The sequence below is a fragment of the Streptomyces sp. YIM 130001 genome, assembly GCF_003574445.1.
Classification (GTDB): Bacteria; Actinomycetota; Actinomycetes; order Streptomycetales; family Streptomycetaceae; genus Streptomyces.
This window is the reverse complement of sequence record NZ_KZ984554.1, coordinates 165,498-191,789: the sequence shown is the minus strand read 5'-3', so window position 1 is coordinate 191,789 and position 26,292 is coordinate 165,498. Positions and strand designations below refer to the sequence as shown.

The window sequence follows — 26,292 nt, the reverse complement described above, 5'->3', positions numbered from 1 at the left end:
GCCGCGGCTCGACCTCCGGGTCGAAGCGACGGGCACGCGCGCGTAGCGGGCGGTTCAGTTCCGGGGTGGTCCGGGGTGGTCCGCTGTGTGCGGCCTTCACGCGCGCGTGGAGGCCGCACACAGCGGGCCGACAGCTACGCCCTCGCCCGGCCGCCCCTCTCACGTGGGGCGTCTTCGTGGGGGCGTTCGTCGTCAGAGCCGCACAGTTCGGCGTTGAGTTCCTGGACCAGGGCGATCAGGTTGCGCGGACGGTTCGGTCCCCACCAGTCGCCGAGGAGGTCGGCGAGGGACTCCTCGCGAGCCTTGAAGAGCTTGTCGGCGACCTTCCGTCCCTGGTCGGTGAGGGTCAGACCGAGTCCTTCACGTGTGGCCAGGTGCCGCTCCTCGACCTGGATGGCCGCCGCCTGGACGACGTGCAGCGGCACCGTGCTGCGCTCCGCGAGGACGGCCGGTTCCACCGAACCCCGGTGCCGGATCCTGAGCAGCATCCAACTGGCCGCAGGCAGCAGGTCGTACCCCGCCCGCTCGGTGATGCTGCGGTAGACCTCGCGGCGTCCCTCCCGGCTGCCCAGCACGGACAGGGCTCTGAGCGCCTCGTCGTCCGAGGAACGCTCCACGGGGTTGCTGGCCAGCGTCTCGGTGAGTTCCGGCGCGGTCACCGACCCGCGCAGCTTGTCCTCGTGCAGCAGCCACGACAGGACGAACGCGACGAGCACCACCGGCGCCGCGTACAGGAACATGTCGGTGATCGACTCCGAGTACGCGTGCAGGGCGTCGGGCCGTGCCTGCGGGGGGAGTTGGGCCATCAGACGCGGGTCGGCCTCGAGGGCGGCGGCGGTGACACCGGGCGGCAGGTTCTGACCGGCAAGGGCATCCGTGAGGGCTCCGTCGAGCCGGTTCGCGAAGATCGTGCCGAAGATCGCGACGCCGAAGGCGGAGCCGATCGACCGGAAGAACGTGGCCCCCGAGGTGGCGACGCCCAGATCCTCGTACGAGACGGCGTTCTGCACGATCAGCACCAGGACCTGCATGACCAGGCCCAGACCGAGACCGAAGACGAACAAGAAGGCGCTCATCTCCAGGGTGCTGCTGTGCTCGGTCAGTTGATGGAGGAGCAGGAGGCCGAGTGCGGTGACGGCCGTGCCGAGAATCGGGAACACCTTCCAGCGCCCGGTCCGGCTGACGATCTGCCCGGACGTCGTCGTGGAGAGCAGCAGTCCGAGCACCATCGGCAGCATGTGGACGCCGGACATGGTCGGCGAGATGCCGTGCACGACCTGCAGGAACGTCGGCAGATACGTCATCGCGCCGAACATCGCGAACCCGATGACGAAACTGATCACCGCGGACAGCGAGAAGGTGCGGATCCGGAACAGCTTCAGCGGAATCACGGGCTCCGCGGCCCGCCGCTCCGCCGCCACGAAGGCGAGAAGGAGCACCACGGCGAGTACCGCGAGACCGATGATCTGGAACGACGCCCAGGCCCAGGTGGTGCCGCCGAGCGAGGTGACGAGGATCAGACAGGTCGCCACGGAGGCGATCAGGAACGTGCCCAGGTAGTCGATCCTGTGCTTCTGCCGGCGCACCGGAATGTGCAGCGCTCCGGCGATCACGGCGAGCGCGATGACGCCGAGCGGCAGGTTGACGTAGAAGACCCAGCGCCAGCTCAGGTGGTCGACGAAGAGACCCCCGAGCAGCGGCCCGAGCACACTGGTCGCACCGAACACGGCGCCGAACAGGCCCTGGTACTTGCCGCGGTCCCGCGGCGGCACGAGGTCGCCGACGATGGCCATCGACAGCACCATCAGGCCGCCACCGCCGAGCCCCTGGAGCGCCCGGAAGCCGATGAGCTGCGGCATGTTCTGTGCCATGCCGCAGAGCGCGGAGCCGATCAGGAAGATCACGATGGCGGCCTGGAAGAGCTTCTTGCGCCCGTACTGGTCGCCGAGCTTGCCCCAGAGCGGGGTGGCGGCCGTCGAGGCGAGCAGGTAGGCAGTGACCACCCACGACAGGTGTTTCATACCACCGAGCTCGCTGACGATCGTCGGCAGTGCGGTGGAGACGATCGTCTGGTCGAGTGCGGCGAGCAGCATCCCGAGGAGCAGCGCTCCGATCGAGACGAGCACGGCCCGCTGGGACTGCCCCTCTCCCGGCGCGACCGGCCGGTCGCTCACATCCTGCGCCATCGAGGCCTCCTCGACGCCCTCCTGGGGGTGGGCGCTGGGGTGTTGTGTTGTCTGGTGCCACGGGGCTGCCGGTGGCGACCTCGTGGCCCGTCGCCGCCGACCCCGCCGCTTCCGCCGTCCTGTGCCGCTACGCGGTCGCGCTGTCGCTCGGGCAGTACGGCCCGGGCGGCCCTCGCAGGGCGTGGTCCGTCCCTGTCCATCCTGGTAGGTACGGGCGGGTATGGCCTGTCGAGTAGCCTCGGGCCCGCTTCGGGACGCCCTGGGGCCCGACGGCATAATCGCTCCAGGCTCGAGGGAGGGGACCCGAAAGGTGAGCGGACGGATATGTCCTGACTGCGGTGCGCCATGGCCGGTGCCCGGCGCCTCGGGGGCCGCGGCCTGCGGGTGCGGCACGGCGGGTTCCCCGGGGTCCGGGAACGCCGCGGCGGGGCCCGGCCCCGGGGACGAGGACGTGGATCCGCTGCGCCTGCGGATTCGGCCGTACGTGTCGCTGCCGCTGCCGGACGACGCCGAGGCCGGGCGGCCGGCCGCAGCTCCTGGCCACGCACCGGATGCCGGGCCCGTATCGCCCGGATACGGCCTGACGGACACCGCTGAACTGCCTGCCGCGGCCCCCGGGGCCTGGTACCCGGAGAGCACCGCAGAACCAGAGCCGTACGTCTCCCCGGTTCCGGGTGCCGGTTCGCGCTCCGGCGGCGGGTCGTACGGTTCCGGCGCCGCCCGCCACTTCGACACTTTCGACGACGCCTCCGCGTTCCCGGACGACACCGCTGCGGGCGGAACGGCGCGGACGCATCGCAGGGGCCGGGGTGCTTCGCGGGGTTCGGGGCGGCGCCGTGCCGTACTCGCCATCGCCGGCGCGGCAGGGGCCGTCGTGGCCGTCGCCGCGCTCTCGTCCGGTCTCTTCTCCTCCGGCACCGAGGACGAGAGCGCGCTGCCGGACCGGACGCGCGGGCCGGCCACGGTGGCGCCCGCCCCGTCGCCGTCGACGTCGAGCGCGTCCCCGTCACCCTCCGCGTCCACGACGTCGTCGGCGCCGCCCTCACCATCGGCCTCCGCCACCGGTTCGGCCTCGGCCGAGGCCTCGCCGACCCGCCCGTCCGAGCGCGCGAGCAGGTCGTCGACGCCGAGCGAACGGCCCTCGCGGACCGAGCGTCCCGCGCCACCGCCACCCACGCCCGACGACGACCCGGTCGAGGCGGAGGACACCGGGACACTGCGCCAGGGCGACAGCGGCTCCGAAGTGCGCGAACTCCAGGGGCGCCTGCGGCAGATCGGCCTCTACGACGGACGGATCGACGGCGACTACGACTGGCGGGTCGCCGACGCGGTGGGACGCTTCCAGCAGTACACGGGGGTCACGGACGACCCGTGGGGGGTGTACGGGCCGGCCACCCGGCGAGCGCTGGAGGGCTAGCGGTACGGATCTCCGCTCCGGAACCCCAACTGGTGCGGGCCGACAGGGAGTTGCCGGGTCACGCGGTCTCGGCCGGCTCGGCCTTGCGCTCGGCCGGCGCGCTGCCGGGCTTGCCGCGCAGGGGGACCTCGCGGATGAACAGCGCAGCGACGAAGGCGACCGCGGCACAGCAGGCGCCGACCAGGAAGATCTGCTGGGTGCCGTGAGCCACCGCGTGCAGGTAGGCGTCACCGGCCCGCGACATGGCCTCGCCCGTCGGGGCGTCCGGTCGGCCGCCCTCGGCCGGAGCCCCCGCGTGCCCCTGGACGGCGCGCGTGAACAGCGAACCGAAGACCGCGACACCGAGCGAACCGCCGAGGGTACGGAAGAGGCTGGTGGCCGCGGAGGCCGCACCCATGTCGCGCAGGCCTACGGCGTTCTGGGCGATGGTGTTGGCCATCTGGATGGTGAATCCGGTGCCGATACCGACCAGGACCATGTAGGCGCTGGTGGTGAAGCGGGACGTGGTGATGTCCATGGTCGACAGCAGCCCCATGCCGATCGCGAGCGAAGCGGCACCGACCACCGGGAAGACCTTGTACCTGCCGGTCTTCGCCATCACCTTGCCCGCGACCGTGGACGCGACGACGGTGCCCGCCATCATCGGCAGCAGCAGAAGCCCGGAGTCGGCGGCGGAAGCACCCTGCACGCTCTGCTGGAACAGCGGCAGATACAGCGTCCCGCCGAACATGGCCACACCGGCGACCAGCAGCAGCACGGCGGCCAGCGGGAAATTGCGGTGCCCGGTGAAGATCCGCGGCGGGAGCAGCGGTTCGGCGGCCCGCTTCTGCGAGGCGACGAAGGCCACCAGGAGCAGCGCGGCAACGGCGCCCAGCGACAGGATCTGCCAGGAGGTCCAGGCGTAGGTGCTGCCGGCCCAGGTCGCGGCCATGACGACGGCGCTGATCATCGCGGTCATCAAGGTGATGCCGAGCCAGTCGATGGCGACCTTGCCGCGGCGTGCGGCGGGCACGTGCAGCAGCAATCCGCACCACACCAGACAGATCAGACCGAGGGGGAGGTTGACGTAGAAGGCCCAGCGCCAGCCGAGGTGGCCGGTGATGAAGCCGCCGACCAGCGGGCCGCCGATGCTGCCGACGGCCTGGATGATCGCCACCATGCCCTGGTACCTGCCGCGTTCGCGAGGCGGCAGCAGGACGCCGATGAGGGCGAAGGCCCCGGCCATCAGGCCGCCGGCCCCGATGCCCTGCAGAGCACGGAAGCCGATCAGCTCCCCCATCGAGGACGCCTGCCCGGCCAGCAGCGATCCGATCATGAAGATCACGATCGAGCCCAGGAACATGTGCTTGCGGTTGAACAGGTCACCGAGCTTGCCCCACACCGGAGTCGAGCAGGCGGTGGCCAGGGTGTACGCGGTGACCACCCAGGAGATGTGGTCGATGCCGCCGATGTCCGCGACGACCGTGGGCATCGCGGTGCCGACGATGAGGCCGTCCAGCATCGACAGCAACATCGCCAGCAGGACGCCGAGCAGGACCCAGCGGATGTTCTTCGGCACGACGGGCGGGTCGTCGGCCGTGGGTGTGGTGGGTGCGGACATGGCAGCTCACCCCTTTCGGGACACGTGGCAGGTGGACTTCATCCACGGTAACGAACATGTTCGCTACGAACAAGTTCGCAGCATCGCACACGGCGCTGACCTGCATCGATGAGGTCGACGAAAGGAGCCGGTCACAGCCGGCGAGCAACAGCTGAGTGCCACCGACGGCGGGCGTCGCACCTACCGCCTGCGCACCTCGGCGATCAGGACGTGACGCGCGGCGTACGCAGGATGCCGTTGAGGAGCACGCGGATCCGCCACGACTCCCGCCCCCGCGGAGTCCCGGACACCAACTCCGTACCGAGCGCGGCGACATGGGGCGCCTCGCGCGCCGATACGTTCGTCACGGCCTCGGCCACCGCGTCCCACTCACCCTCGGAATCCGGCGAGCCCTCCCGTCCGGCGTGCTCGGCCGCACCCGCGGTGGCGACCTGAAGCAGTACGTCCACTCCCCAGGCCGCCTGGTCGTCCGGCACCCCACCCAGGCTGAGCAGGGCGAGCAACGCCTCGAGGAGCTTGAGGTAGTTGGGGCCCGAAGGGCGGGCCACCAGTGCCGACTGCGCGAGGCTCGGGTGCTGGTACAGAAGGCCGCTGTAGGACGTCAGAACGGCCTCGATCCGCTCGCGCCAGTCCCCGTCGCCGGCGGCCGACTGCAGGTCGACCTCGCCGAGCAGTTCGTCCAGGATCGCCGCGTGCAACTCGGCGGTGTTGGCCACGTAGACGTACAGCGACGCCGGGCCGGTGTCGAGCTCCCTGGCCAGGCGCCGCATCGTGACCCGCTGCAGACCCTCGGCGCGCATCACGCGGACCGCACTCGAGATGATTCCGGCACGGGTCAGGGCCGGCTTGGCGGGGCGCTCGCGGCGGCTGACGGGCTGAGGGCGGGCAGTCATGCCACGACCCTACCGAGCGCGTGCACACCGACCGGAGGGCGCCGTGGCGCGACCCGGCCCCGAGGAGCCAGACCCCCTCCGGTGCCCAGCGGTCCATCGGGCGTCGTCGACCGCGGCCGGGGCGCCTCGGCAGTGCCTCAGCAGCAGGTCCGCGAAGCCGCACGGGGCATCCCGGAACCAGCCACGGACTGCCGCGTGAGAGCCGGCCCGACCCGACATCGCCCTGCCGTCGTCCGGCCGTCGTCCGGCCGTCAGAACGAAACGCGGATCCCGTCCCCGTCCCGCACGACACGCACCCGGAGCAGATCGGGCACGCACACCGTGGGCTCGTACGCCGGGGCGCGCTCCCCCACACCCACGACCCGCATCCCCGCGGCCAGCCCTGCCGCGATCCCGGCGGCCGAGTCCTCGAAGACCAGGCAGTCCGCCGGGTCGATGCCCAATTCCGCGGCCCCCTTGAGGAACCCCTCGGGGTCGGGCTTGCTCGCTCCCACCGACTCCGCCGAGATCCGCGTCAGCGGCATCCGCAGACCCGCGGCCGCCATCCGGCCGTCCGAGAGCGCACGGTCCGCCGAAGTGACCAGGGCATGCGGCAGATCCGCGATCGCGTCCATGAAGGCGGGCGCACCCGGTACCGGTACGACGCCCTCCATGTCCGCGGTCTCCTCGGCGAGCATCTGCCGGTTCTCCGCGTAGTTCTCGGCCATGGGGCGGTCCGGCAGGAGTACAGCCATGGACGCGTACCCCTGGCGGCCGTGCACGACCTTGATGACCTCGTCGAAGTCGAGGCCGTACCGCGCGGACCAGCGACGCCAGCAGCGTTCCACCACGGCATCGGAGTTGACGAGCGTGCCGTCCATGTCGAGCAGGAGGGCACGGGCGGACAGGGCGGCGGGCGTGGCCGTCATCGGCGGACTCCAGACAGAGACGTGATAAGTGGCCCCGCCCGCCGGTCAGGGTGAACGAGCAGGGCCACTTTGTTCCAATACGATACAAAACCGAGAGCACCCGCCGCCACCCGCCTGCCCGGATCCGGGCACACCCGAGATCCCCCCGCGCGGCCACCACCGGACCCCACGCCAGACGCTCGACCTCCGCGACCGAAGAGTCGACCGCGCGACGAACGACACCGGGACAAACCGCACCGAATGCCCCTTTGCTGCGCCCGCGCACCCAACTCCCGCTCCCCCGCCCCCACATGACAACCCGCCAGCCTCTTGATGTGCGCGCGCCAATGACGCGACCCTGTCATCTGGCGCTCACCCCACGGAAACCCCGGGGCGCCAACATGACCTGGCCTCCCGAGGCCAACATCCCCCCACATCAAGGGAGTTCGCATGTCAGGTGTCTACGCGCGTCGCCGGTCCCCCCGCCGGCTCGCCGCCCTCGCCGCCGTCACCGGCTGCGTCTCGGTCGCCGCCCTGCTCACCGGCGGCACGGCCGAGGCCTCGCCCCCGGACCCCGTCAGCGCCGAAACCGCCCGTACCTATCTCGGGGAGCTGACCGAGCAGGCCGAGGGTTCGTCCGACGGGTACGACCGCGAGAAGTTCCCGCACTGGAGCACCCAGGAGGGCGCCTGCAACACCCGCGAGGTCGTCCTGGAGCGCGACGGCACCGACGTCGAGCAGGACGACAGCTGCGCCGCGACAGCCGGCAGCTGGTTCTCCGAGTACGACGGGGAGACCTGGAGCGCGTCCGGCGATGTCGACATCGACCATGTCGTCCCGCTCGCCGAGGCCTGGCGCTCGGGCGCCTCGTCCTGGACCGACGACGCACGCGAGGGATTCGCCAACGACCTCACGCGCCCCCAGCTCATAGCCGTCACGGACAACGTCAACCAGTCCAAGGGCGACAAGGACCCGGCCGACTGGCTGCCCCCGCTGGCCTCGTACAACTGCGTGTACGCGCGGATGTGGGTCGAGGTGAAGCACCACTACGAGCTGACCGTCGACCCCGCGGAGAAGACCGCCCTCGAGGGCGTCCTGAAGGGCTGCTGAGTCCGGGCCCCGGGCGCCGCACCGGGTCCGAACAGCAGGTCGGGGAGCAGGTCCTCCCGGCGCCGGCGACCACCGGTCGGCCGGAACCTGTCCACTGCCCTCCGTCGTTCCGTACCGTACGGGGCGACGGAGGGAAGTGATCACCATGACCAGGCTCCGCCTGGGACCGCTGCTGCGCCACGTGGACGCCGGGGCGGCGACCATCTGGGTCGAGTCCGACCGGCCGAGCACCGCCGAGGTGCGCTGCGCGGACGGCTCCTCGGGCCGGACCCGCACATTCCAGGTCGCCGGTCACCACTACGCCCTGATCCCGGTCGAAGGACTGACTCCGGGCACGGAGACGGCGTACGAGGTACTGCTCGACGGCCACCGCGTCTGGCCGCAGGCGGACGCACGCTTCCCGCCCTCGACGATCCGCACCCCGGCCGATCCACCGGCCGAACTGCGGGTCTCCTTCGGTTCCTGCCGCTGGGCGATCTCACCGACCGGCGAGAAGGACCCGATGGGCCCGGACGCCCTGGACACCCTGGCCGTACGCCTGGCCGCGAACCCGGAGGCCGAGCGGCCGGACGTCCTGCTGCTGCTCGGCGACCAGATCTACGCGGACATGACGTCCCCGGCGACCCGCAGCTGGCTCGCCGCCCGCCGGGACCTCTCCGAACCACCGGGCGACCAGGTCGCGGACTACGAGGAATACACCCACCTCTATTACGAGTCCTGGCTGGACCCCGAGGTCCGCTGGCTGCTCTCCACCGTGCCCAGCCTGATGATCTTCGACGACCACGACGTGATCGACGACTGGAACACCAGCGAGGCCTGGGTCAACGAGATGCGCGCGACCCCCTGGTGGCGCGAGCGGATACTCAGCGGGCTGATGTCGTACTGGGTGTACCAGCACCTCGGCAACCTGAGCCCGGCCCAGCTGGAGGAGGACGAGGTCTACGCGGCCGTGCGGGACAAGCCGGACGGCACGGACGCGCTGCGCACCTTCGCCGCGACGGCGGACGAGGATCCGGACGGCGTCCGCTGGAGCTACCGGCGCGACTTCGGCGGCGTCCGGCTGCTGATGATCGACACCCGCGCGGCCCGCGTACTCGACGAGTCCGGACGCGCGATGGTGGACCCGCAGGAGGCGGCCTGGATCCGTGCCCAGGCCCTCGACGGCCCCTGCGACCACCTGCTGATCGGCACCTCGCTGCCCTGGCTGCTGCCGCACCTCATCCACGACGCCGAGGGCTGGAACGCAGCCCTCGCGGCAGGCGAACGCGGCCCGCGCTGGGCCAGGTTCGCGGAGAACATACGGCGCCGCAGCGACCTGGAGCACTGGCCGGCCTTCGCCGACTCGTTCGACGAACTGACCGCTTTGATCGAGGAGGTGGGCACGGGACCGGACGCCCCGGCCGCCGTCTGCGTCCTGTCCGGTGACGTGCACCACGCCTACGTCGCCGAGCCCAGCTGGCCGGCGGGCACGGGCCCGAACTCCCGGGTGCTCCAACTGACCTGCTCACCGATGCACAACTCGATCCCGGCGGTGATCAAGCTCGGATTCCGCTTCGGCTGGAGCCGGTTCGGCCGGCGGCTCGGCCGGGGTCTGGCCCGGCACGGCCGCACCCGCCGGGCCCGGGTCGACTGGCGCCGCACCGGCGGGCCCTGGTTCGGGAACCACCTGATGACCCTGACCCTGCGGGGCCGCTCCGCGCAATTGCGGATGGACCGGGCGCAAGCCCTGCGAGGCGGAAAGGCGCGCCTGAAAACGGTCGAGGAGTCGACGGTCACGCGCTGAACTCGCACTTGCACGCCCGCTGCCGGGCGGGCGTGCAGGCGGGCAGTCCGAGCACCCGGATCACGCCCCGGACCGAACGAGGGCACGCTTCGGACAGACAAGCGGAATCCGGACAACAACTAAATGTTGAACTTGCAAGTACAGGTTAGGCCTGCCTAACCTGGGGGCTTCCCGATCGGTTTCCCGTCCCCACACGAACCGAAGGAGACCCCCCATGACTGGACGTCTCAACAACGCCCAGCCTTACGCGATCGGCCTGTTCCGCATCGTCGTCGGCCTGCTCTTCGCCTGCCACGGCGCCGCCTCGCTCTTCGGCGTGCTCGGCGGAGCGATGGGCGGCGGCACCGTGGACACCGGCACCTGGCCGGGTTGGTACGCGGCGGTGATCCAGCTGGTCGGCGGCGGCCTCGTGGCGCTCGGGCTCGGCACCCGCGTCGCGGCGCTCGTCGCCTCCGGCTCCATGGCGTACGCCTACTTCAAGGTCCACCAGCCGGAGGCACTGTGGCCGATGGAGAACGGCGGGGAGGCCTCGGCGATGTTCTGCTGGGCGTTCCTGCTGCTCGCCTTCACCGGCTCCGGAGCCCTGGGGGTGGACCGACTGTTCTCCTCGCGCAGCGACGAACAGCCGGCCCGACCCACCGCGGCCGTCACCCCTGACGAGGTCCGAACGGCACGCTGAAGCACGCCAGCCGGTCGCCTGCACCGCCCTGTTCGCGGTGCAGGACGACCGAGCGCGCACCGCCCTTGCGGAAGCCCCAGTCGTGCTGCGCCTCGGCGTGACCACGACCCTGTGCGTCGGTCGTGAAGTCGAGCCAGACCTCGTTGCGCGGGTTCACGTACGCCGGGTCCGTCGAGGGCTGCACCGGGTCCACCCGGTTCTGGTAGTGCCCGCCCGCCGCCTCCGGCAGGGCGCCGCACGGCTTCTGGTGCACGTGGGCGCCGTACGCGTAGCCCGCCTGCAGACCCGAGACGCCGAGGGTCACCCTGGTGCCCGCCGGCGTGCTGGTCTCACCGACCGTGATCCGCGCGCCCGCCGGGACCTTCTCGAGGTCGTACGTCTTGGCCGACGATGCCACCAGCGCGGACGGCGGCGCGAACACCCCGCTCACCTGCGTCGCGTACACGTCCGCCGCACCTGCTCCCGCACTGCCCGTCGCCAGCAGTGCACCCGCCACCGCACCCGCCACCATCGCTGCCACCATCGTCCCGCTCCTCTCGGTCCCGCCTGAGTCTTTCTCGTTCGTACGGGACAACGGCGGCGGCCGCCGCACGGGACGCGGCATGCGGGTGAAGCCGTACGGCACACGGGACAAGACGCGTGGATGAACGTGAATCGGCGAACACTTGCACCCCCTGCGTCCCGGCGGCCGCACCATCCGCGTACGCTGTATGGCTGACAGTCATGGCCGCCCCTGCCGCTCCCCTGCGACGTCGCGGCGTTGTGAGTGAGGAACGGGGAGTTTTCGGTGCTGGAGAGTTTGGGGTCGCTGATCGGCAGCCCCTGGATCTACGCGATCGTCGCGGTCTCGGTCCTGTTCGACGTCTTCCTGCCCGTACTGCCCAGCGGACTTCTGGTGATCATGGCAGCCACTGCGGCGGCCGCCGCGGGCACCGGTGCCACACGCCACGTGCAGGACGTACCGGACATCCTCGTGCTGATCCTGTGCGCCACGACCGCCTCGGTACTCGGCGACTTCGTCGCCTACCGGTTGGCACGCCGCGACGGCGGCAGATTCGACCGGGCCATCGCCCGCTCCCGCCGCCTGACATCGGCGCAGGAACGACTCGGCGTCGCCGTCGCACGGGGCGGCGGCGCGCTCGTCGTCATCGCCCGCTTCGCTCCCGCCGGACGCTCGGTGGTCTCCATCGGAGCGGGCGCGGCCCGTCGCACCAGCCGCGAGTTCCTGCCGTGGTCGGCGCTCGCCGGTCTGGTCTGGGCGGGATACAGCGTGGGCCTCGGATACTTCGGCGGCCACTGGCTGGGCGCCACCTGGCTGGCGACGGCGGTCTCACTCGCCGCCCTGGTCATCGCCGGCGCCGGCGCCGCCTATGTCATGCGGCGCCCTGCTGCCGCGACGCGCTAGCGGCCGATCCGCGCACCTCCAGTTCGCTGAGCAGGTCCCGGGTCGCGGCGGTCACGGCGTCGACGGCGCGGTCGAAGACCTCGCGGTTGTGCGCTGCGGGCTGCCGGAAGCCGGAGACCTTGCGTACGTACTGCAGGGCGGCGGCGCGCATCTCCTCCTCGGTGGCTTCCTCGGGAATCACGGGCGGGCGAAGGGTCTTGATACTGCGGCACATACCTCCAGTGTGCCGCGCGGGACGCCTGTTGCCCATGCCCGAGGAGCCTGGCCGCCGACCGGACCTCCGGCCCCGCAGCTCCCGGCCGGGCGTCCACTTCGAACTCGCGTACGCCACTTTCGGGTGACGGGGACGGTTGAACCTCGCGTTTGAAATTCGAACAGGCGTAGCATTGCCGTGTGGCAGCGACCCGAGAATTTCCGAGCGACCTCCTCGCGGGGCAGGAGGAGCTGCACCAGGTCCGGGCGGAGCTCCTGGGCCTGTTGAAGCGGCTCCCCTGGTCCGTCGAGCCGCTGGACGGATTCAGTGACACGACGGGCTGGCGCAGGATCGAGCGCCCGGCCTCGCCGGGCTGGACCGAGGACGAGCAGGCGGAGGTGGAGAAATTACGAGAGCGGGAGCGGGAGTTGGCGGTGTTCATCACCTGCCATCGGCACTGGCGTGAGTTCGACGCCGGCGAGCTGGTGGACGCCCGGATGCGCCTGAAGCGCGCGGGCCCGGACGAGCAACAGGAGGCGGGATGACAGGGCCGAGTGGTGCGGGCGCACGGGCCTCGCACTGCGGAGGGGGCAGACGCTGATGCGCAGTCTGTACGTCGTCACGCACCCGGAGGCGACCCATCACATCGATGGCGTGGTCGGCGGATGGCACGATTCGTCGCTCACCGCCGCGGGCGAAGGGGCGGCCCGCCGCGCGGCCCGCGCGCTGCGGGACCGGATACCCGAGGGGACGGAGGTCGAACTGTTCTCATCCGACCTGCGCCGCACCCGGCAGACGGCCGAGGAGACAGGCGCACTGTTCGGCGTGGATCCCGTCCTCGACCCCCGGCTGCGGGAGAAGTCCTACGGCGAGGCCGAGGGCCGGCCGCAGGCGTGGCTGGACGAACGCTTCGTACCGCCACCGGCCGTCGGCGAGCGCCTCGACCACGACGAGGGCATAGCGGGCGCCGAGACGAAGGCGGCCTGGGTACGTCGGGTCTACGCCGCGATGGACGACATCCTGGCTCGGCCGTGCGGGCACCAGATCGTGGTGACGCACGGCGGATCACTGACGGTCGTGGTGGCGTCCTGGATCGGGATGCCCGTCGAGTCGACCGGCCGGGCCGCCTTCCGTGCCGCGCCCGGCAGCATCACCGTGCTGCACGAGGACGACTACTTCCACAACCGCCAGGTCGTGGAACTCGGTGGCACTCGCCACCTCGACACCTGACCGGGCAGCTTTCGAGCCGGGCCGGGGGTGTGACCGCCCGCCCTGCCCCACCGCTCAGCCGTCGCCCGTGAGTTCGCCGGCCCTCCGCGGCTGCGCGCCGCTCTGCACATCGTCCAGCGCCTCGGTCAGCCAGGTGATCCAGAAGGTCTCCAGCTCGATCCCGCCGCGCAGCACGAGATGGCGCAGCCGGTCCTCCGTACTGGACGGGCCGGGCGAGAAGTCCCGCTCCTCGATGGCCGTGTACTCCGCCAACTGCGCCCGGTGGAGGCCAAGGTGACGTCGCATCTCGACGACGAGGCCGGCCGTCCCGACCACCCCGGCCGCGCGCAACCGCAGCAACAGCGGGTCGCGCACCGGCTTGGGATCCTCCGCCCTGCCCACCCACTCGGTCAGTTCGTCCCGGCCGGCGGGCAGCACCTCGTACTCCTTCTTCTGCCCGCGGGCGGGACGTTCCGCAGGCAGTACGCGGATCAGTCCGGACTCCTCGAGTCGGCCGAGCTCCCGGTAGATCTGCTGATGCGTCGCCGACCAGAAGTAGCCGATCGACTTGTCGAAACGACGCGTCAGTTCGAGCCCCGACGAAGGCCGCTCGAGCAGGGCGGTGAGGATGGCGTGCGGCAGGGACATGTCGGCATCCTAAGTACGTGGACCGTGGGGCTCTCGGCTCACCGGCCACAGGCGCCGCTCCGCGCGGCCCTCGGCTCAGACCGCTGCCGCCAGTTCCGTCCCCTGGCGTACGGCCCGCTTCGCGTCGAGCTCGGCCGCGACGTCGGCGCCACCGATGACGTGCACGGTCCGGCCGGACGCCGACAGCGCGTCGTACAGCCCTCGTTCCGGCTCCTGGCCCGCGCACAGCACCACGGTGTCGACGTCCAGCACCTCGGTCTGCCCGTCGACGGTGATGTGCAGGCCCTCGGCGTCGATCCGGTCATATCCGACTCCCGCGCGCATGCTGACGCCGCGGTGCCGCAGTTCGGTGCGGTGGATCCAGCCCGTGGTCTTGCCGAGCCCCGCGCCGACCTTGCTCGCCTTGCGCTGCAGCAGGTGGACGGCGCGCGGCGGTGCGGGACGCTGCGGCGTGCCGAGACCGCCCCGTCCCTCGTAGGCCATGTCGACGCCCCAGTGCCGGAAGTAGACCTCCGGGTCGAGCGATGCCTTGTCCCCGGCGTCCGTGAGGAACTCCGCAACATCGAACCCGATCCCGCCGGCACCCACGATCGCCACCCGGTCCCCCACCGCCGCGCCGTCACGCAGCACGTCGAGATAGGTGAGCACCCGCGGGCCGCCCTCACCCGCGACGGGGATCTCCGGTATCCGCGGTGTGACGCCGCCGGCGATCACGTACTCGTCGAAGGCTCCGAGGCTTGCGTCCTCCGCGAGGAGATCCTCGGCGGTGACGCGTGTGTTCAACCGCACGTCCACGCCGTGCAGTTCGAGTTGCGTACGGAAGTAGCGGACCGTCTCGTCGAACTCCTGCTTGCCCGGTACGCGCCGGGCCACGTTCAACTGCCCGCCGATCTCGCCGGCGGATTCGAAGAGCGTCACCCGATGCCCCCGCTCGGCCGCCGACACCGCGAACGCCAGTCCCGCGGGCCCGGCCCCGACCACGGCCACCCGCTTGCGGCGCCGCATGTCCGCCAGCGGCACCAGGACCAGTTCGGTCTCGTGGCAGGCCCGCGGATTGACCAGGCAGGACGTGATCTTGCCGCTGAAGGTGTGGTCGAGGCAGGCCTGATTGCAGCCGATACAGGTATTGATGGCATCCGCCCTGCCCTGCCGCGCCTTCGCGACGAACTCGGGATCCGCCAGGAAGGGCCGCGCCATCGACACCAGATCGGCCGCGCCGTCTTCGAGGACCTGCTCGGCGAGTTCGGGGGTGTTGATGCGATTCGTGGTCACCAGCGGTACCGAGACCGCACCCATCAGCTTCCGGGTGACCCAGGTGTAGGCGCCGCGTGGGACGGAGGTCGCGATGGTCGGGATCCGCGCCTCGTGCCAGCCGACGCCCGTATTGATGATCGTCGCACCGGCCGCCTCGATCGCGCGGGCCAGCGTCACCACCTCGTCGAGCGTCGAACCGCCGGGCACCAGGTCGAGCATGGACAGCCGGTAGACGAGGATGAAGTCCGGCCCGACCCGCTCACGCACGCGGCGGACGATCTCCACCGGGAAGCGCATCCGGTTCTCGTACGAGCCGCCCCAGCGGTCCTCGCGGCGGTTGGTGGCGGAGACGATGAACTCGTTGATCAGATAGCCCTCGGAGCCCATGATCTCGACCCCGTCGTAGCCGGCCTCCTGGGCGAGAGCAGCCGCCCTGACGAAGTCCTGGATCGTCGACTCGATCTCGTCGTCGGTGAGTTGGCGGGGCACGTGCGGGCTGATCGGCGCCTGCAGCGCGCTCGGCGCCACCAGGTCGGGGTGGTAGGCGTACCGCCCGAAGTGCAGGATCTGCATCGCGATCCGCCCGCCTTCGCGGTGCACCGCATCGGTGACGACGCGGTGGCGCGCCGCTTCCTCGGAGGTGGTGAGCATCGCGCCTCCGGGATAGGGCCTGCCCTGCTCGTTCGGCGCGATACCGCCCGTCACGATCAGGCCGACGCCACCGCGCGCCCGCTCCGCGTAGAACGCCGCCATCCGCTCGAAGCCGCGCTCCGCCTCCTCCAGACCTACGTGCATCGAGCCCATCACGACCCGGTTGGGCAGCGTGGTGAACCCCAGGTCGAGGGGGGCCATGAGCCGGGGGTACGGGTGGGAGGTCATCGGAATCTCCTGATGCGGTCCTGAGGGGTGCCAAGTCTGTTTGTAGACCACTCGGGGCGTGTTGTGCAACTGGTTGCACAAGGACCCGCACCGCGTTCCGGAATCACCCTGTCTCACCCCGTTCGTCTCGGGGGTCTGCGTCGTTGTGCACAGCGCGGCCAGCCGCTCGCACGACACGGAGACCTCATGACCCACACCCAGCGCGCCCGCATCGCCCTGCACGGCACGGCCACCACGTGCCTCGCGTTCGTCGCCGTCCAGTACGTCCTCTACGGCCCCTGGCCGATCGCCGTACTCTTCGGGCTCGCCTCCCTCGCCCCCATCGACGCCGCCGTACGCGAGACGGAACGGACGGAACGGCCTGCCGGCACGCACACCCACGCGAAACCCGTCCGGCCCGGCGACCGGTCCAAGGCACCCCTGCCGCGCCGGCTGCACCCCGCCGACACGGCATCCGTCGACCGCACGGTCACCGAACTCAACACGGCCTGCTGCGAACGCTGGTGGACCGCCCTCGGCACCGACCACGACCCCACCTGCCGCAACCAACAACGCCGTAGCGCGGCCTGACCCGCCACCCGCCGCGGGCGCCTGTCACAGGACACGCTTCGCGTCCATGACGAGCTGCTGTATCGCATCCCGACTGGCCGACCTGCGCCCGTCGAGCAGGGCCCGGGACTCGACCTTGTAGAGATCGGCGACCAGATCGAGCACATCCGCCGCAGCCCCGCCCAACGCGACGTCATCCGTCAGCATCTGCGCCCGGAACAACGCCTCCTGCGCCTGTGAGCGAAGCTCGAAGGTACGAATCCGCGCCCCGCTCGCGTCCTCCGGCGGCGGCTGACCATGCAGACAGAACCACAGATGCACCAGGCTGCGGCGGTAGTCGACCAACGCCCCGGCATAGGCGGAGTACGCATCGAGACGCTCCTGCCGAAGCCGCTCGTCCCGCGCAAAGCGATGCGCCTGCTCCGCGATCCGCCGCTGAACCATGAGGGTGACCGCGGACCCCAGGAGCGTCCCCGCAACAGCCACCGCACTCGCAATGATCGCTTCCATCCCACCACCTGACCACAGGCTCACCACCGCGGTAAGTGCCCCTCCCGGCATACGACTTCACCCCGGGCCGCCACCGGGTCACTCGCGTCCACCGCACTCGACGACTGGCTACGCAGGTGAGGCGATACGCGAGAGCAACGCCGGTACCCAGTGCTCGCCGTACCGCGCCTGCAGCTCCGGCAGCCGCCAGTCGTTGCCGGTGACGGTCCCCCGACAGTCGGCGGACGGGCCGCAAGCGCATTCCAGGACGAACTGCGGGTCCCAGGTGCTGGTGGCGTAGTCGCTGGTCAACTCCTCGTCCGCCGAGATGTCGCGACGGGCGAGCAGCGTGAACGGGCCCTCCCACCACAGGGTCGGGTCACAGTGGTGGTTGCTGTAGCCGATCGACTGCTGGTCGCGCGGCGGAAGGACGAGATGCGCGGTCTCGGTCAGGGCGATGCTGTCGATGTAGGGATGTTCCGGGTAGGGATGTTCCGGCTCGAGCGCAGCTGCGGCGAACAGACCGTGCAGCTCCCAGTCGGACACAACCCGCCCGCCCAACCGAGCCACGACCGTTCCGGCAGCGATGGACGCACGTGCGAACAGCCCCGCCCCCGCAAGCGGAGACGGACGAACCTCGGCGAGCGGATACAGCCGGCAACACGGGTCCGGGGTGGGCTCCATACGTCCATCGTGCGGCGCCACCGACGGTCCGGTCACCCGTCTCGTATGTCACGTGTCATGCGGATACGAGCACGGGAGCCGCCGAACTCCTGACGCAAGCCACGATGATCCGTGAGACTCCGGTCCATGGACGCAGGACTCTCAGCTGTACTCGGTGCCACGGTCGGCGCTGTCGGCACCGGCGGTGCAGCCGCCATCACCGCACTCCTCAGCCGGTCCCAAGTCCGATTTCAAGTGGATGCCGAGCACGAGCGCGTCCTTCGAGACTCCCGACGCATCGCATACGCAGCCCTGGTCGAGGCTCTGACCAGAGCCATGCAGGCAACCCGGCAGTGCGATTTCAGTGTCCGCGCCTACCACGCCGCCGGGGAAACGAGGCGGCAGGAGTCACAGGAACAGATCACGGCCGAGCAAGAGGAGGCGAACAGGCTCCATCGGGCACTGGAGCCCCATCAGGCGCTCGTCATCATCGAAGGCCCCACCGAGATCGCACTGGCGGCGACAGAGGCACAGAGATCGTTGACGCAATACGCCCTGTCCGTCACCCAATACCTCTACGCACTGAACCTCGGCGAGCCCGCCGACACCCACCAGGCCGAAGTGAACCAGCACCGGGACGCCGCGATGCACAGGCAGAAGGAATTCGAGTTCGCAGCATCCCGAGTACTGGCCACCCGGAAACAGTCCACGGCCTAGCCACACCACCGGCGAAACAACTGCGAACCGGAGCGAGTTCGGGACGCGTACTCCCGTTGCCTCGCCCGACACCCAGCACCGGCCGACGGCCCCATACACCTGCTGCCCACCAGGCACGCAAGTGGCACGACACCGCAGCCCACCCCACAAGCCCAAGGCCCAGGCTTCCGGCTTCGTAACGGATGACCTGGGCCTTTTCTGACAGCTTGAGCGTCGGACAGGTCCCCGACGACCCTCGACATCCACCGCCGCTGATGTCAGCTGTAAATGTCAACGACGTGGCTCAAGCTTCGCGGCGGAGTGCATCAGGCAGGCGGCCGCGCCATAACCCACCATCGTGCAGTCACGCACCCGCACGAAACGTGCATCGTCAGCCCAGTGAAGCGAGGCCCGCAAGGCAGAGGGCGGGAATTGCCGCGTCATTCTGCCGGCCAGGGGATGACAACAATCTGCTCCTCGTCCTCGTAGATGATCCTGCCGGGATTCGACGACTCAACTCGTTCACATCCCACGCCATGTGCTTCCAACAGGTCCAGATAGCCGGTCACGCGCTCGATGAGGTGAACCGCTGTCGCTTTGAACCATGCAGTGGCGCCAGGGTTGATGCGTGCGTCGTACACGGTGGGGTCGACATCTGCCGGGTTGGTGAAGTTGGCGTCGTACCAGTCGTTACTGGTCCTCCAGAAACAGTGCTGAGCCTCGTCGAGTTTGCCCGCTCGCGCCAAGCCGTTCGCAAGGCCGAATACGCCGCTAAAGCGGCCTCTTGGGCCACGCGTCGTGCTCTGGAACCGCACAAAGAGCGGCGTTGCCATACAGAGCCTCTCCAGTGTCTTGATCGCTGCAGGAGCGCACGGCCTGCTCCCCGCCGCTGAGTACCCTTCCATGCCCCGGAGTCGGATCCGCGCTTGCGCTCCCAGCCTCGCCGACCACCTACCTCAGATTGCATCCCGCCCGCCGTCGACCCACACCGTGGAGCGGGCCTGGTCCATGGCGTCCAGGTGGAGCGCGCCACCGTACGAACGACCTGGACGCCAACGGCCACATTTGCTCGGCTCCGCCTGAGTCGACGGCGGACGGGTTGGAAACCTCCCCACGCACCCCACTACGAGCCGGTAGCCGACGACGGCGCCTCTTCTCCACCCCGGTGCCGGCCGATCCCCCGCCGGAGGCATCATCTTGTGACCGCCGACAACATCTCCCCCCTTCGCCCGCACGCACGCTGGCGCGTCGACGAGCACGCCTGCCGGCGGCGAAGACATGGAGGCGGGGCCGCGCCGTGCGCGGGGGTCTTGATGAAGTAGGGAAAGTCTGTCCGCGCTCAGGCTTGCCCTGGTCGTCCGTGGCCGCCGACCCGACGAACGACTCGACTACCGTGTTGTGCACGCCGTCTGCTCATGTCAAAGACCCCCAGCCAAGATCGACTGGGGGTCTTTGCACTCGTGGGCGCGGACGGTTTCGAACCGCCGACATCTGCCTTGTAAGTTCCCTCGGGGGCCTGCTGCGGGCGCCCCTTCCTGCCGCTTGAGTTCCGGGGAGGTACCCCAACGACCGTGGAAATCCACCGCCGTTGATGTCAGCTGTGGATGTCAGACTCCATCGGTCCTCAGCTCCATCTCGGGTGCCGTTCTTCCATGAAGGGGCCGCACAGTTCGACCAGAACTCGGATGATGGCGAGATGTCCGATGCCGTTTGGAACAAGATCATAGGGACCGTACCTGCCACGCTTTGGGTCGTGTTTGCGGCCATCGTGTATTTCACTTTGCGAGGAACGCTCATCCAACGCATGGTTCCGCGGTTAACTGCCCTGAGAGCACTGGGCGTTGAAGTTGAGCTAGCTGGGGAGTTGCTCGACCGAGCCCAGGACGAAAGCCAAACGTTGGTCACTGCCACCGCCAGGCGCACGGCGCTGGGAAGGCTCGAGCACGCTGCGGACGTACTGCAAGGGGGAAGAGTCCTGTGGGTCGATGATCTCCCGGAGGGCAACGCCCCTCTTGTCGAACTCTTTCGCGCCGCCGGAATGCACATCGATCTCGCTCTGTCGACCGAGCAGGCCACGCCCCTGTTTCGACGAAGGCCATACGACATCATTGTGAGCGATCTAAACCGGGACGGTGACCCTCAAGCTGGAATCAAGATGCTCCGAATCATTGAGCGCCACGGGATCGATGTTCCGGTCCTGATCTATACAGGCCGCTTCGACCCAGAGAGAGGCGTCGATCGCAGGATCTTTGCCGCCACTACGGCACCCGTCGAGCTCGTTCACTACGTCATTGATCTTATGGAACGGGCCCGTATGGGGGCGTTGTAACAACGCGGTCGGTGGAGCGGGTTTGGGCTGGAGCTGCTTTGGGGCGAGTGATCATGGCCCCTTAAGCTGGCTGCGCGTCGGGCAGTCTTGTGGACCTGCCCGTTGTAGCTCGACGTCGGGGCCATGATCTTCGAGGCTCGCCCCAAAGTGGCTGCCTAAAGCCGTGGAGCCGACCGTCCCAGCCACGCGGGTCTTTATTCTTCCCTCTCCCCGAGCACGCTGGCGCGTCGACGGGCGCGGCCTGCCGGTGGCGAAGACATGGAGGCCGGCCGCGCCGCAAGGCGGCGCGCCCCCCGCGCCGTGCGCGGGGGTCTTGATGAAGTAGAGAAAGTCTGTCCGCGCTCTGGCTTGCCCTGGCGGTCTGGGCTGTCGACTCGTCGGACGACTCGGCTACCGTGCTGTGTATGCCCTCTGCTGTTGATACGCCCCAGGGAGCGGCCGAACTGGCTGAGTCCCTGTTGCCGCCGCTCGGTAATCGCTGGTTGCACACACAGGCCGTTGCGGCCCGTGCCCGCGAAGCGGTCACCGCTGTGCCTGAGGCCGAACGGGATCTCCTCGTGGCCGCGGCTTGGCTGCATGACATCGGGTACGCACCCGAGCTTCGGCAAACCGGCTTTCATCCGTTGGACGGCGCGCGGTACTTGGTCCAGCAGGGCGCCTCGGATCGTCTGGTGCGCCTGGTCGCTCATCACTCCGGCGCCACGTACGAGGCAGAACAGCGTGGGCTCTCGGTTGAGTTGGCGGTGTACGAGCGGGAGGACTCGCCACTCTTGGACGCGTTGATCTACGCGGATATGACGACTGGTCCCGCCGGGCAGTCCTTCGACTTCGACCGTCGGATTGACGAGATCCTCGACCGCTACGAGGAGGGCAGCGAAGTGCACACCGCGATCAGCAAAGCTCGTCCCTACCTCGGTGGCGCCGTGGGGCGGACGCGTGCTCGCCTCGACTCCTGATCAACCGATGTACGGCTGAGGCCGGTTGGCCAACCCGTGATCGATCCGCATGCGCATGGACGGGTGGATGTTCAGTCCGTCCAGCTCGGCGGGCGCCACGAACGCGACTTCCTTGCTCTCGCTGCTCGTACGGAGTTCACCGCCGGTGATCCGTGCCGTGAAGCAGATCGAGAACTGTTGCCGGACCTCTCCGTCGTCGTACGCCATCACGTGACCCGGGTTCGTGTAGAGGCCGACCAGGCCGGTGATCTCGACGTCGAATCCGGTCTCTTCCTTCGTCTCCCGTACTGCCGCGTCCGCGACGGCTTCGCCGACGTCGACCCCGCCGCCGGGCAGTGCCCACAGGTCGTTGTCGGTCTTGTGGATCAGCAGGACTTCCCCCGCCTGATTGAGGGCGACGGCTGTCACGGACGGGACGATGCTGTTCGCCTGGGGGGCGTTCGGGTCGTTGAAGTAGTCGACGCGGGCCATGACTCCAGCGTCGCACGTATGCCGGCCGAATCGACTACGACGCCGTGCCGCGCTCCCAGGCGTAGTCGAAGCTCCGCATGTAGTGACGGAAGGTGCGGGCGCCCGGGAGGTAGCGGAAGTGCAGGACCGGGTTCTGTCCAGCCGGGGCCCCGAGGACGTGCGGGTTCACCAAGATGTCGTCGTCGAACCGATAGATCGAGTTGTAGAGGATCGTGTCGTGTAGCCGGACCTCAACCCCCGGCACGTCGGCGGCTGGTTCGAGGTAGCGCCGGGTGATTCGGGCACGCGCGGCCAAGTCGTCGCCGATTCCTTCCTCCACCCCGCGCTGACGGACCATCTCAGAATCGGGGTCGCCCAGCAGGATTCGCACCTGAGCGCCTGCCCGTGCCTTGTCGGCCAACTGGTCTGGCAGGTCGGGGTGTCCGTCGAACAAGAACAGCCCGGCGTAGACGAGGATCTCGACGTGGTTCGTCGCCTGGTCGATCAACGACGACCACAGGGAAGCGGGAACGGCGCCACGGTGCGGGTAGTACGTGACGAGTTCGGAAGCGCTAGCGGTCTCGACCTGCTTCTCGACGGTGGGCCAGAGGTAGACCTCGTCGACTCCGAGGAACGTGGCGGTCACCCACCGATGACGTCGGTGCGGAGTGCGGTCGAGAGTTATCCAGCGCTCCACGCTCTTCGGGTCCACCTCGACATGTTCGGCGACGGCTTGGACCGTCTTGCCCTGGGCTGAAATCGCTGCGCGTAAGCGTTCGTTGGCCATGGCGTGTGCCTCTCTTGGACCCGTGGACGGCTGAGGACGTTTTACCCCAACCAAAGACGTCCCTAAACGTCCCTGCGGACCGTACTACGTCCACCCCCTCTCGCGGTCTCCTGATCTCACCGCCGAACAACGGCGCGCAACTCCCCGCAGAATCAGGAGAACAGACAATGCGTCAGATTCCCGTAGACGTGTCGACGGCCACCGTGATGGCGGCCAAGGCTCCGCAGCCCAAGGTGAAGGACCGCAGGACCGGCGAGATCGCGACGGATGCTGAGGGCGTCACGTTGATGACGGTCGAGGTCATGTTCTCGTCCAATGACGAGGTCGAGATTCTGAAGGTCACTGTTCCGCAGCCTGGTCTCTCCGGCGAGATGACCATGGGCACCCCGGTCGCGCTGACAGGGCTTGTGGCAGCCCCCTGGGAGAACGAGTTCAACGGGCAGAAGCGGCACGGCATCGCGTTCCGCGCGGTCGCCGTCACCTCGCTGGCGGAGTCCGCGAGCGCCGCCAAGTCCAAGGCGGCTTGATCATGGGCCGGTTAGTGATCGTCGTCGGGTTCGTGGTCGTGGTCGCGGTGGTGCTTCGGTGGCGGCGTCCGGCTTGGTACTGGATGAGCTTCGGGGTCACGTTCGCCGGGCTGCGGACGCTGGTTCGCTACCGCTCGGTGATGGATGCCTGTGGGCTGACCGTGCCGCCTGCTCGGTGGCGGCTGACCCTGGCTCGTGCGGCGAACCATGGCATGCCTGGCCCGCGATCCCCGCGCATCCTGCGGCTGCGGCCGACGCGGACCGGGCTGGTGCTGCGGATCAAGCTTCGTGCTGGTCAGGATGCTTTCGATGTGTCAGCTTCGACGGACCGGTTGCGGCATTCGTTCGGGATGTATGGGGTGTCGTCGCGTGAGCTGCGGTCGGGTGTCGTGGAGATCGCGATGACCGGCTACGACGTGCTGAAGCGTGTCCAGATGCCCGCGAAGGCGGAACGGTCTGCGGTGCGTGTGCCGGTCGCGATGCGGGAAGACGGTGGCGTGCACTACCGCGACTACCGCCGTGTTCCCCACGCGTTGACCTTGGGTGCCACGGAGTCCGGCAAGTCCGTGTATCAGCGCAACTTGATCACCGAACTCGCCCCACACGAGGTGGCGTTGGTCGGGATCGACTGCAAGCAAGGGGTCGAGCAAGCTCCGATGGCCCGTCGCTTCACCGCGCTGGCCGATGATCCGGATACGGCGCATGATCTGCTGGCGGCGTTGGTGGGGCACATGCAGGACGTGTACCAACTGATCCGGGCGCACCAGCGGATCAGCGCCGACATCCCGGATGCGGAGATCGCCGCTGACATCTGGGACCTGCCCGACGACATCCGTCCGGTGCCGGTGGTGGTGATCGTGGATGAGGTCGCCGAACTTGCCCTGTATGCCTCGCGGGATGAGGAGAAGCGCCGGGACCGGATCATCACGAGCCTGGTCCGGCTGGCTCAGCTCGGCAGGGCTGCGGGGGTGTATCTGGAGATCTGTGGTCAGCGCTTCGGCTCCGAACTCGGTAAGGGCATCACGATGCTGCGGGCCCAGCTCACCGGCCGTACCGCCCACCGCGTGAACGATGAAACGTCGGCGAACATGGCGTTCGGTGACATCGCCCCCGACGCGGTCTTGGCTGCGATCCAGATTGCTACCGAGACGCCGGGGGTGGCTGTGGCGGCGGATATGGCGGGTGGCTGGTCTCGTATACGGGCTCCGCATACGACGCTGCGGCAGGCCGTGAACGCCTGCAACCGGCACGCGCACCGCACCCCTGACGTTCCCGCACTCGCCGAGTTCCGGCCCGTGGTGCCGCATCTGACACCGGTGCCTGCCCCGGCGGTCGAGAAGACCCCCGCCGCCGCCTGAGTCGCCTCTGTTCCCACCGGTTGGCGTGACCGTTTCGCGCCGGGTCCCTACCCCTGCCATGCCTGAATCCCTGGAAAGGACTGCGTGATGTGTGAGGACTGCGCGGACTTCGCCCGCACCGTGGCACTGCTCGCCGACCTGGCTCTCTACAGCGACCGCCACGACTGCGACGACGCGTTCATCATCACCGTCGCCCCGGCCCTGGCCGCATCCCTGCCCGAGCCTCCGACCGGCAACGACCCGGCTGACGGTCCCGACTACCTGGGCGGGTGGTGACCGTGGCCACCGCGAAGAAGCCCCGGACCCGTCGCCCGCAGCCCACGCCGTGCCCGACGTGCAAGGGCACCGGAGAGGCTTCCCGCCTCATCCGCACCGGCCCCCTCCGGCGCGTCGTCGGTGAGCAGACCGGCATGTGCCTGGCCTGCCTCGGCACCGGCCACGCCCCCGAGTGATCCCACTCGCCGGGACCGGGCGGCCGGACATCGCATCCCCGCCCCGTCCCGGCCCCCACACCCCGATCAAGGAGGTGACCGTCATGGTCCGCAGGTTCCGTCTCGACGCCGTACTCGTTCAGGCCGTGATCGCCGGTGCCCTCTCCTTCGCCCACCTCCAGGAAGTCGCCGCCGCTGCGGGGCAGAACGGATGGAAAGCCTGGGCGTATCCGATCAGCGTTGACCTGCTCCTCGTCGTCGCCTGGCGCCGACTCCGCCACGGCGGTCCGAACCGTCTGGCGTGGTGCTGGTTCGTGATCGCCCTGGTCGCCTCGCTCGGTGCGAACGTCGCGACCGCCGGATTCCTCGACCTCCAACACCCGCCCGCCTGGCTCCGGTTCGGCGTCGCAGGATGGCCCGCCCTCGCCTTCCTCGGCGGAACCCTCCTCGCCCACACCACCCCCGACCGGGAACCCGTTATGCCGGCCGAAACGACGGCGCCCACTGCGGATGACCCCGCACCAGCCGTCATGCCGGAATCGGCTCCTGCGCCTGATCCCGCTCCGGAACTGCCCCCGGCCGCTGCGCCGGTCGCGGTCCCGGAAGCGTTGGTGACGCACGCCCGCAAGGTCGCCGACGACCACCACACCCGCACCGGCACACGGATCGACACCGACACCCTGCGCGCCCGCCTCGGCGTCCCTGCCCCGATGGCCGACGCCATCGCCGCCCAACTCACCTGACCAGCAAAGGGAGATACCGCTATGCCTGCTCGCGATCACTTCCACTCCGTGATGCGCATCGGCCCGGTCCAGATCGGCATCCGTCGCGACCGCCACGGCCACACCAAACACTCCGCCGTCTGCACATCCGACCGCTGTGGCTGGTCCGCCGACTACTCCTCGTCGTCGGCC

29 protein-coding genes are annotated in these 26,292 nt (G+C 69.5%); 16 read left to right on the top strand and 13 right to left on the bottom strand.

The annotated features are described in order from the left end of the window. Positions 1 to 134 precede the first annotated feature (134 nt). Complete coding sequence (locus tag DSC45_RS14610) at positions 135 to 2,186, bottom strand: MDR family MFS transporter (RefSeq protein ID WP_119290901.1); 2,052 nt, start codon at positions 2,184 to 2,186, stop codon at positions 135 to 137. A gap of 451 nt (positions 2,187 to 2,637) precedes the next feature. Here DSC45_RS14610 and DSC45_RS14605 point away from each other — a divergent pair, with 451 nt between their 5' ends. Beyond that, complete coding sequence (locus DSC45_RS14605; protein ID WP_162929224.1) at positions 2,638 to 3,603, top strand: peptidoglycan-binding domain-containing protein; 966 nt, start codon at positions 2,638 to 2,640, stop codon at positions 3,601 to 3,603. A gap of 58 nt (positions 3,604 to 3,661) precedes the next feature. Here DSC45_RS14605 and DSC45_RS14600 read toward each other — a convergent pair whose 3' ends face one another. From DSC45_RS14600 to DSC45_RS14590, 3 genes are all read right to left on the bottom strand, one after another. After that, positions 3,662 to 5,203: an MDR family MFS transporter gene (locus DSC45_RS14600; RefSeq protein WP_119290898.1), complete on the bottom strand. Its 1,542-nt coding sequence runs from the start codon at positions 5,201 to 5,203 to the stop codon at positions 3,662 to 3,664. A gap of 203 nt (positions 5,204 to 5,406) precedes the next feature. Next, positions 5,407 to 6,096 (bottom strand): TetR/AcrR family transcriptional regulator, encoded by a 690-nt coding sequence (locus DSC45_RS14595; RefSeq protein WP_119290896.1) that lies wholly within the window; start codon positions 6,094 to 6,096, stop codon positions 5,407 to 5,409. Positions 6,097 to 6,347: 251 nt separating this feature from the next. Next, positions 6,348 to 7,004: an HAD-IA family hydrolase gene (locus tag DSC45_RS14590; RefSeq protein WP_119290894.1), complete on the bottom strand. Its 657-nt coding sequence runs from the start codon at positions 7,002 to 7,004 to the stop codon at positions 6,348 to 6,350. A gap of 429 nt (positions 7,005 to 7,433) precedes the next feature. Here DSC45_RS14590 and DSC45_RS14585 point away from each other — a divergent pair, with 429 nt between their 5' ends. The 3 genes from DSC45_RS14585 (at position 7,434) to DSC45_RS14575 (ending at position 10,555) form a co-directional block, all read left to right on the top strand. Beyond that, the gene (locus DSC45_RS14585; protein WP_119290892.1) at positions 7,434 to 8,093 is read left to right on the top strand and encodes an HNH endonuclease family protein; all 660 of its coding nucleotides are present in this window, start codon (positions 7,434 to 7,436) and stop codon (positions 8,091 to 8,093) included. Positions 8,094 to 8,238: 145 nt separating this feature from the next. After that, the gene (locus DSC45_RS14580) at positions 8,239 to 9,876 is read left to right on the top strand and encodes an alkaline phosphatase D family protein (protein ID WP_119291242.1); all 1,638 of its coding nucleotides are present in this window, start codon (positions 8,239 to 8,241) and stop codon (positions 9,874 to 9,876) included. Between the two features lie 214 nt (positions 9,877 to 10,090). Then, positions 10,091 to 10,555 (top strand): DoxX family protein, encoded by a 465-nt coding sequence (locus tag DSC45_RS14575; RefSeq protein ID WP_119290890.1) that lies wholly within the window; start codon positions 10,091 to 10,093, stop codon positions 10,553 to 10,555. On the opposite strand, the gene DSC45_RS14570 is transcribed toward DSC45_RS14575, so the two are convergent. Further along, positions 10,524 to 11,078 (bottom strand): superoxide dismutase family protein, encoded by a 555-nt coding sequence (locus tag DSC45_RS14570; protein WP_119290888.1) that lies wholly within the window; start codon positions 11,076 to 11,078, stop codon positions 10,524 to 10,526. The genes DSC45_RS14575 and DSC45_RS14570 overlap by 32 nt on opposite strands. 264 nt (positions 11,079 to 11,342) lie before the next feature. Between DSC45_RS14570 and DSC45_RS14565 the strand changes: the two genes are divergently transcribed. Then, positions 11,343 to 11,960: a DedA family protein gene (locus DSC45_RS14565; protein WP_119290886.1), complete on the top strand. Its 618-nt coding sequence runs from the start codon at positions 11,343 to 11,345 to the stop codon at positions 11,958 to 11,960. On the opposite strand, the gene DSC45_RS14560 is transcribed toward DSC45_RS14565, so the two are convergent. Then, positions 11,929 to 12,174 (bottom strand): DUF2277 domain-containing protein, encoded by a 246-nt coding sequence (locus DSC45_RS14560; protein ID WP_119290885.1) that lies wholly within the window; start codon positions 12,172 to 12,174, stop codon positions 11,929 to 11,931. The two genes, DSC45_RS14565 and DSC45_RS14560, sit on opposite strands and share 32 nt — an antisense overlap. 179 nt (positions 12,175 to 12,353) lie before the next feature. Between DSC45_RS14560 and DSC45_RS14555 the strand changes: the two genes are divergently transcribed. Beyond that, positions 12,354 to 12,698 (top strand): hypothetical protein, encoded by a 345-nt coding sequence (locus tag DSC45_RS14555; protein ID WP_119290882.1) that lies wholly within the window; start codon positions 12,354 to 12,356, stop codon positions 12,696 to 12,698. Positions 12,699 to 12,753: 55 nt separating this feature from the next. Then, entirely contained in the window at positions 12,754 to 13,383 is a 630-nt protein-coding gene (locus tag DSC45_RS14550; protein ID WP_119290880.1) for a histidine phosphatase family protein, read from the top strand. 54 nt (positions 13,384 to 13,437) lie between these two features. Here the strand turns inward: DSC45_RS14550 and DSC45_RS14545 are convergent, their stop codons facing one another. Together DSC45_RS14545 and DSC45_RS14540 are read right to left on the bottom strand one after the other, a co-directional pair. After that, positions 13,438 to 14,010 (bottom strand): PadR family transcriptional regulator, encoded by a 573-nt coding sequence (locus tag DSC45_RS14545; protein WP_119290878.1) that lies wholly within the window; start codon positions 14,008 to 14,010, stop codon positions 13,438 to 13,440. Positions 14,011 to 14,085: 75 nt separating this feature from the next. Beyond that, entirely contained in the window at positions 14,086 to 16,143 is a 2,058-nt protein-coding gene (locus DSC45_RS14540) for an oxidoreductase (protein WP_119290877.1), read from the bottom strand. Positions 16,144 to 16,329: 186 nt separating this feature from the next. Here DSC45_RS14540 and DSC45_RS14535 point away from each other — a divergent pair, with 186 nt between their 5' ends. Continuing rightward, a complete protein-coding gene (locus DSC45_RS14535) occupies positions 16,330 to 16,713 on the top strand; it encodes a hypothetical protein (RefSeq protein WP_119290875.1) in 384 nt (127 codons plus the stop codon). 24 nt (positions 16,714 to 16,737) lie between these two features. Here DSC45_RS14535 and DSC45_RS14530 read toward each other — a convergent pair whose 3' ends face one another. Both DSC45_RS14530 and DSC45_RS14525 read right to left on the bottom strand, forming a co-directional pair. Beyond that, positions 16,738 to 17,202: a hypothetical protein gene (locus tag DSC45_RS14530; RefSeq protein ID WP_119290873.1), complete on the bottom strand. Its 465-nt coding sequence runs from the start codon at positions 17,200 to 17,202 to the stop codon at positions 16,738 to 16,740. A gap of 108 nt (positions 17,203 to 17,310) precedes the next feature. Continuing rightward, positions 17,311 to 17,865 (bottom strand): SET domain-containing protein, encoded by a 555-nt coding sequence (locus DSC45_RS14525; RefSeq protein ID WP_346426661.1) that lies wholly within the window; start codon positions 17,863 to 17,865, stop codon positions 17,311 to 17,313. Between the two features lie 126 nt (positions 17,866 to 17,991). Here DSC45_RS14525 and DSC45_RS14520 point away from each other — a divergent pair, with 126 nt between their 5' ends. Further along, positions 17,992 to 18,561, top strand: a complete 570-nt coding sequence (locus DSC45_RS14520; protein ID WP_162929223.1) for a hypothetical protein — start codon at positions 17,992 to 17,994, stop codon at positions 18,559 to 18,561. Between the two features lie 419 nt (positions 18,562 to 18,980). On the opposite strand, the gene DSC45_RS14515 is transcribed toward DSC45_RS14520, so the two are convergent. Further along, the gene (locus DSC45_RS14515; protein ID WP_119290866.1) at positions 18,981 to 19,373 is read right to left on the bottom strand and encodes a hypothetical protein; all 393 of its coding nucleotides are present in this window, start codon (positions 19,371 to 19,373) and stop codon (positions 18,981 to 18,983) included. 806 nt (positions 19,374 to 20,179) lie between these two features. Between DSC45_RS14515 and DSC45_RS14510 the strand changes: the two genes are divergently transcribed. Both DSC45_RS14510 and DSC45_RS14505 read left to right on the top strand, forming a co-directional pair. Further along, entirely contained in the window at positions 20,180 to 20,869 is a 690-nt protein-coding gene (locus DSC45_RS14510; RefSeq protein WP_240434635.1) for a response regulator, read from the top strand. A 404-nt stretch (positions 20,870 to 21,273) separates the two neighbouring features. Beyond that, positions 21,274 to 21,825, top strand: a complete 552-nt coding sequence (locus DSC45_RS14505; RefSeq protein WP_119290865.1) for an HD domain-containing protein — start codon at positions 21,274 to 21,276, stop codon at positions 21,823 to 21,825. Here DSC45_RS14505 and DSC45_RS14500 read toward each other — a convergent pair whose 3' ends face one another. Further along, positions 21,826 to 22,296: an NUDIX hydrolase gene (locus DSC45_RS14500; RefSeq protein ID WP_119290863.1), complete on the bottom strand. Its 471-nt coding sequence runs from the start codon at positions 22,294 to 22,296 to the stop codon at positions 21,826 to 21,828. Positions 22,297 to 22,330: 34 nt separating this feature from the next. Next, positions 22,331 to 23,062, bottom strand: a complete 732-nt coding sequence (locus DSC45_RS14495; RefSeq protein WP_119290862.1) for an XRE family transcriptional regulator — start codon at positions 23,060 to 23,062, stop codon at positions 22,331 to 22,333. Positions 23,063 to 23,229: 167 nt separating this feature from the next. Here DSC45_RS14495 and DSC45_RS14490 point away from each other — a divergent pair, with 167 nt between their 5' ends. The 5 genes from DSC45_RS14490 to DSC45_RS14465 form a co-directional block, all read left to right on the top strand. Further along, the gene (locus DSC45_RS14490; protein ID WP_119290860.1) at positions 23,230 to 23,589 is read left to right on the top strand and encodes an SCO3933 family regulatory protein; all 360 of its coding nucleotides are present in this window, start codon (positions 23,230 to 23,232) and stop codon (positions 23,587 to 23,589) included. Positions 23,590 to 23,591: 2 nt separating this feature from the next. Next, positions 23,592 to 24,947: an FtsK/SpoIIIE domain-containing protein gene (locus DSC45_RS14485; protein WP_119291239.1), complete on the top strand. Its 1,356-nt coding sequence runs from the start codon at positions 23,592 to 23,594 to the stop codon at positions 24,945 to 24,947. A gap of 87 nt (positions 24,948 to 25,034) precedes the next feature. Beyond that, positions 25,035 to 25,223 carry a hypothetical protein gene (locus tag DSC45_RS14480; RefSeq protein WP_119290858.1) on the top strand — a complete coding sequence of 63 codons (189 nt, stop codon included), beginning with the start codon at positions 25,035 to 25,037 and terminating at the stop codon, positions 25,221 to 25,223. 259 nt (positions 25,224 to 25,482) lie between these two features. Continuing rightward, complete coding sequence (locus DSC45_RS14470; protein ID WP_119291237.1) at positions 25,483 to 26,121, top strand: DUF2637 domain-containing protein; 639 nt, start codon at positions 25,483 to 25,485, stop codon at positions 26,119 to 26,121. A gap of 21 nt (positions 26,122 to 26,142) precedes the next feature. After that, the coding region (locus tag DSC45_RS14465; protein ID WP_119290854.1) for a mobile element transfer protein at positions 26,143 to 26,292 on the top strand (150 nt) is incomplete at its 3' end.

Excerpts from the sequence above, each read along its gene's own strand:
- DSC45_RS14545 (WP_119290878.1), bottom strand. The coding sequence starts at position 14,010 with ATGTCCCTGCCGCACGCCATCCTCACCGCCCTGCTCGAGCGGCCTTCG.
- DSC45_RS14590 (WP_119290894.1), bottom strand. The coding sequence starts at position 7,004 with ATGACGGCCACGCCCGCCGCCCTGTCCGCCCGTGCCCTCCTGCTCGAC.
- DSC45_RS14515 (WP_119290866.1), bottom strand. The coding sequence starts at position 19,373 with ATGGCAACGCCGCTCTTTGTGCGGTTCCAGAGCACGACGCGTGGCCCA.
- DSC45_RS14610 (WP_119290901.1), bottom strand. The coding sequence starts at position 2,186 with ATGGCGCAGGATGTGAGCGACCGGCCGGTCGCGCCGGGAGAGGGGCAG.
- DSC45_RS14520 (WP_162929223.1), top strand. The coding sequence starts at position 17,992 with ATGGACGCAGGACTCTCAGCTGTACTCGGTGCCACGGTCGGCGCTGTC.
- DSC45_RS14490 (WP_119290860.1), top strand. The coding sequence starts at position 23,230 with ATGCGTCAGATTCCCGTAGACGTGTCGACGGCCACCGTGATGGCGGCC.
- DSC45_RS14595 (WP_119290896.1), bottom strand. The coding sequence starts at position 6,096 with ATGACTGCCCGCCCTCAGCCCGTCAGCCGCCGCGAGCGCCCCGCCAAG.
- DSC45_RS14480 (WP_119290858.1), top strand. The coding sequence starts at position 25,035 with ATGTGTGAGGACTGCGCGGACTTCGCCCGCACCGTGGCACTGCTCGCC.
- DSC45_RS14505 (WP_119290865.1), top strand. The coding sequence starts at position 21,274 with ATGCCCTCTGCTGTTGATACGCCCCAGGGAGCGGCCGAACTGGCTGAG.
- DSC45_RS14570 (WP_119290888.1), bottom strand. The coding sequence starts at position 11,078 with ATGGTGGCAGCGATGGTGGCGGGTGCGGTGGCGGGTGCACTGCTGGCG.
- DSC45_RS14575 (WP_119290890.1), top strand. The coding sequence starts at position 10,091 with ATGACTGGACGTCTCAACAACGCCCAGCCTTACGCGATCGGCCTGTTC.
- DSC45_RS14585 (WP_119290892.1), top strand. The coding sequence starts at position 7,434 with ATGTCAGGTGTCTACGCGCGTCGCCGGTCCCCCCGCCGGCTCGCCGCC.
- DSC45_RS14550 (WP_119290880.1), top strand. The coding sequence starts at position 12,754 with ATGCGCAGTCTGTACGTCGTCACGCACCCGGAGGCGACCCATCACATC.
- DSC45_RS14530 (WP_119290873.1), bottom strand. The coding sequence starts at position 17,202 with ATGGAAGCGATCATTGCGAGTGCGGTGGCTGTTGCGGGGACGCTCCTG.
- DSC45_RS14560 (WP_119290885.1), bottom strand. The coding sequence starts at position 12,174 with ATGTGCCGCAGTATCAAGACCCTTCGCCCGCCCGTGATTCCCGAGGAA.
- DSC45_RS14495 (WP_119290862.1), bottom strand. The coding sequence starts at position 23,062 with ATGGCCAACGAACGCTTACGCGCAGCGATTTCAGCCCAGGGCAAGACG.
- DSC45_RS14485 (WP_119291239.1), top strand. The coding sequence starts at position 23,592 with ATGGGCCGGTTAGTGATCGTCGTCGGGTTCGTGGTCGTGGTCGCGGTG.
- DSC45_RS14535 (WP_119290875.1), top strand. The coding sequence starts at position 16,330 with ATGACCCACACCCAGCGCGCCCGCATCGCCCTGCACGGCACGGCCACC.
- DSC45_RS14580 (WP_119291242.1), top strand. The coding sequence starts at position 8,239 with ATGACCAGGCTCCGCCTGGGACCGCTGCTGCGCCACGTGGACGCCGGG.
- DSC45_RS14500 (WP_119290863.1), bottom strand. The coding sequence starts at position 22,296 with ATGGCCCGCGTCGACTACTTCAACGACCCGAACGCCCCCCAGGCGAAC.
- DSC45_RS14525 (WP_346426661.1), bottom strand. The coding sequence starts at position 17,865 with ATGGAGCCCACCCCGGACCCGTGTTGCCGGCTGTATCCGCTCGCCGAG.
- DSC45_RS14540 (WP_119290877.1), bottom strand. The coding sequence starts at position 16,143 with ATGACCTCCCACCCGTACCCCCGGCTCATGGCCCCCCTCGACCTGGGG.
- DSC45_RS14600 (WP_119290898.1), bottom strand. The coding sequence starts at position 5,203 with ATGTCCGCACCCACCACACCCACGGCCGACGACCCGCCCGTCGTGCCG.
- DSC45_RS14470 (WP_119291237.1), top strand. The coding sequence starts at position 25,483 with ATGGTCCGCAGGTTCCGTCTCGACGCCGTACTCGTTCAGGCCGTGATC.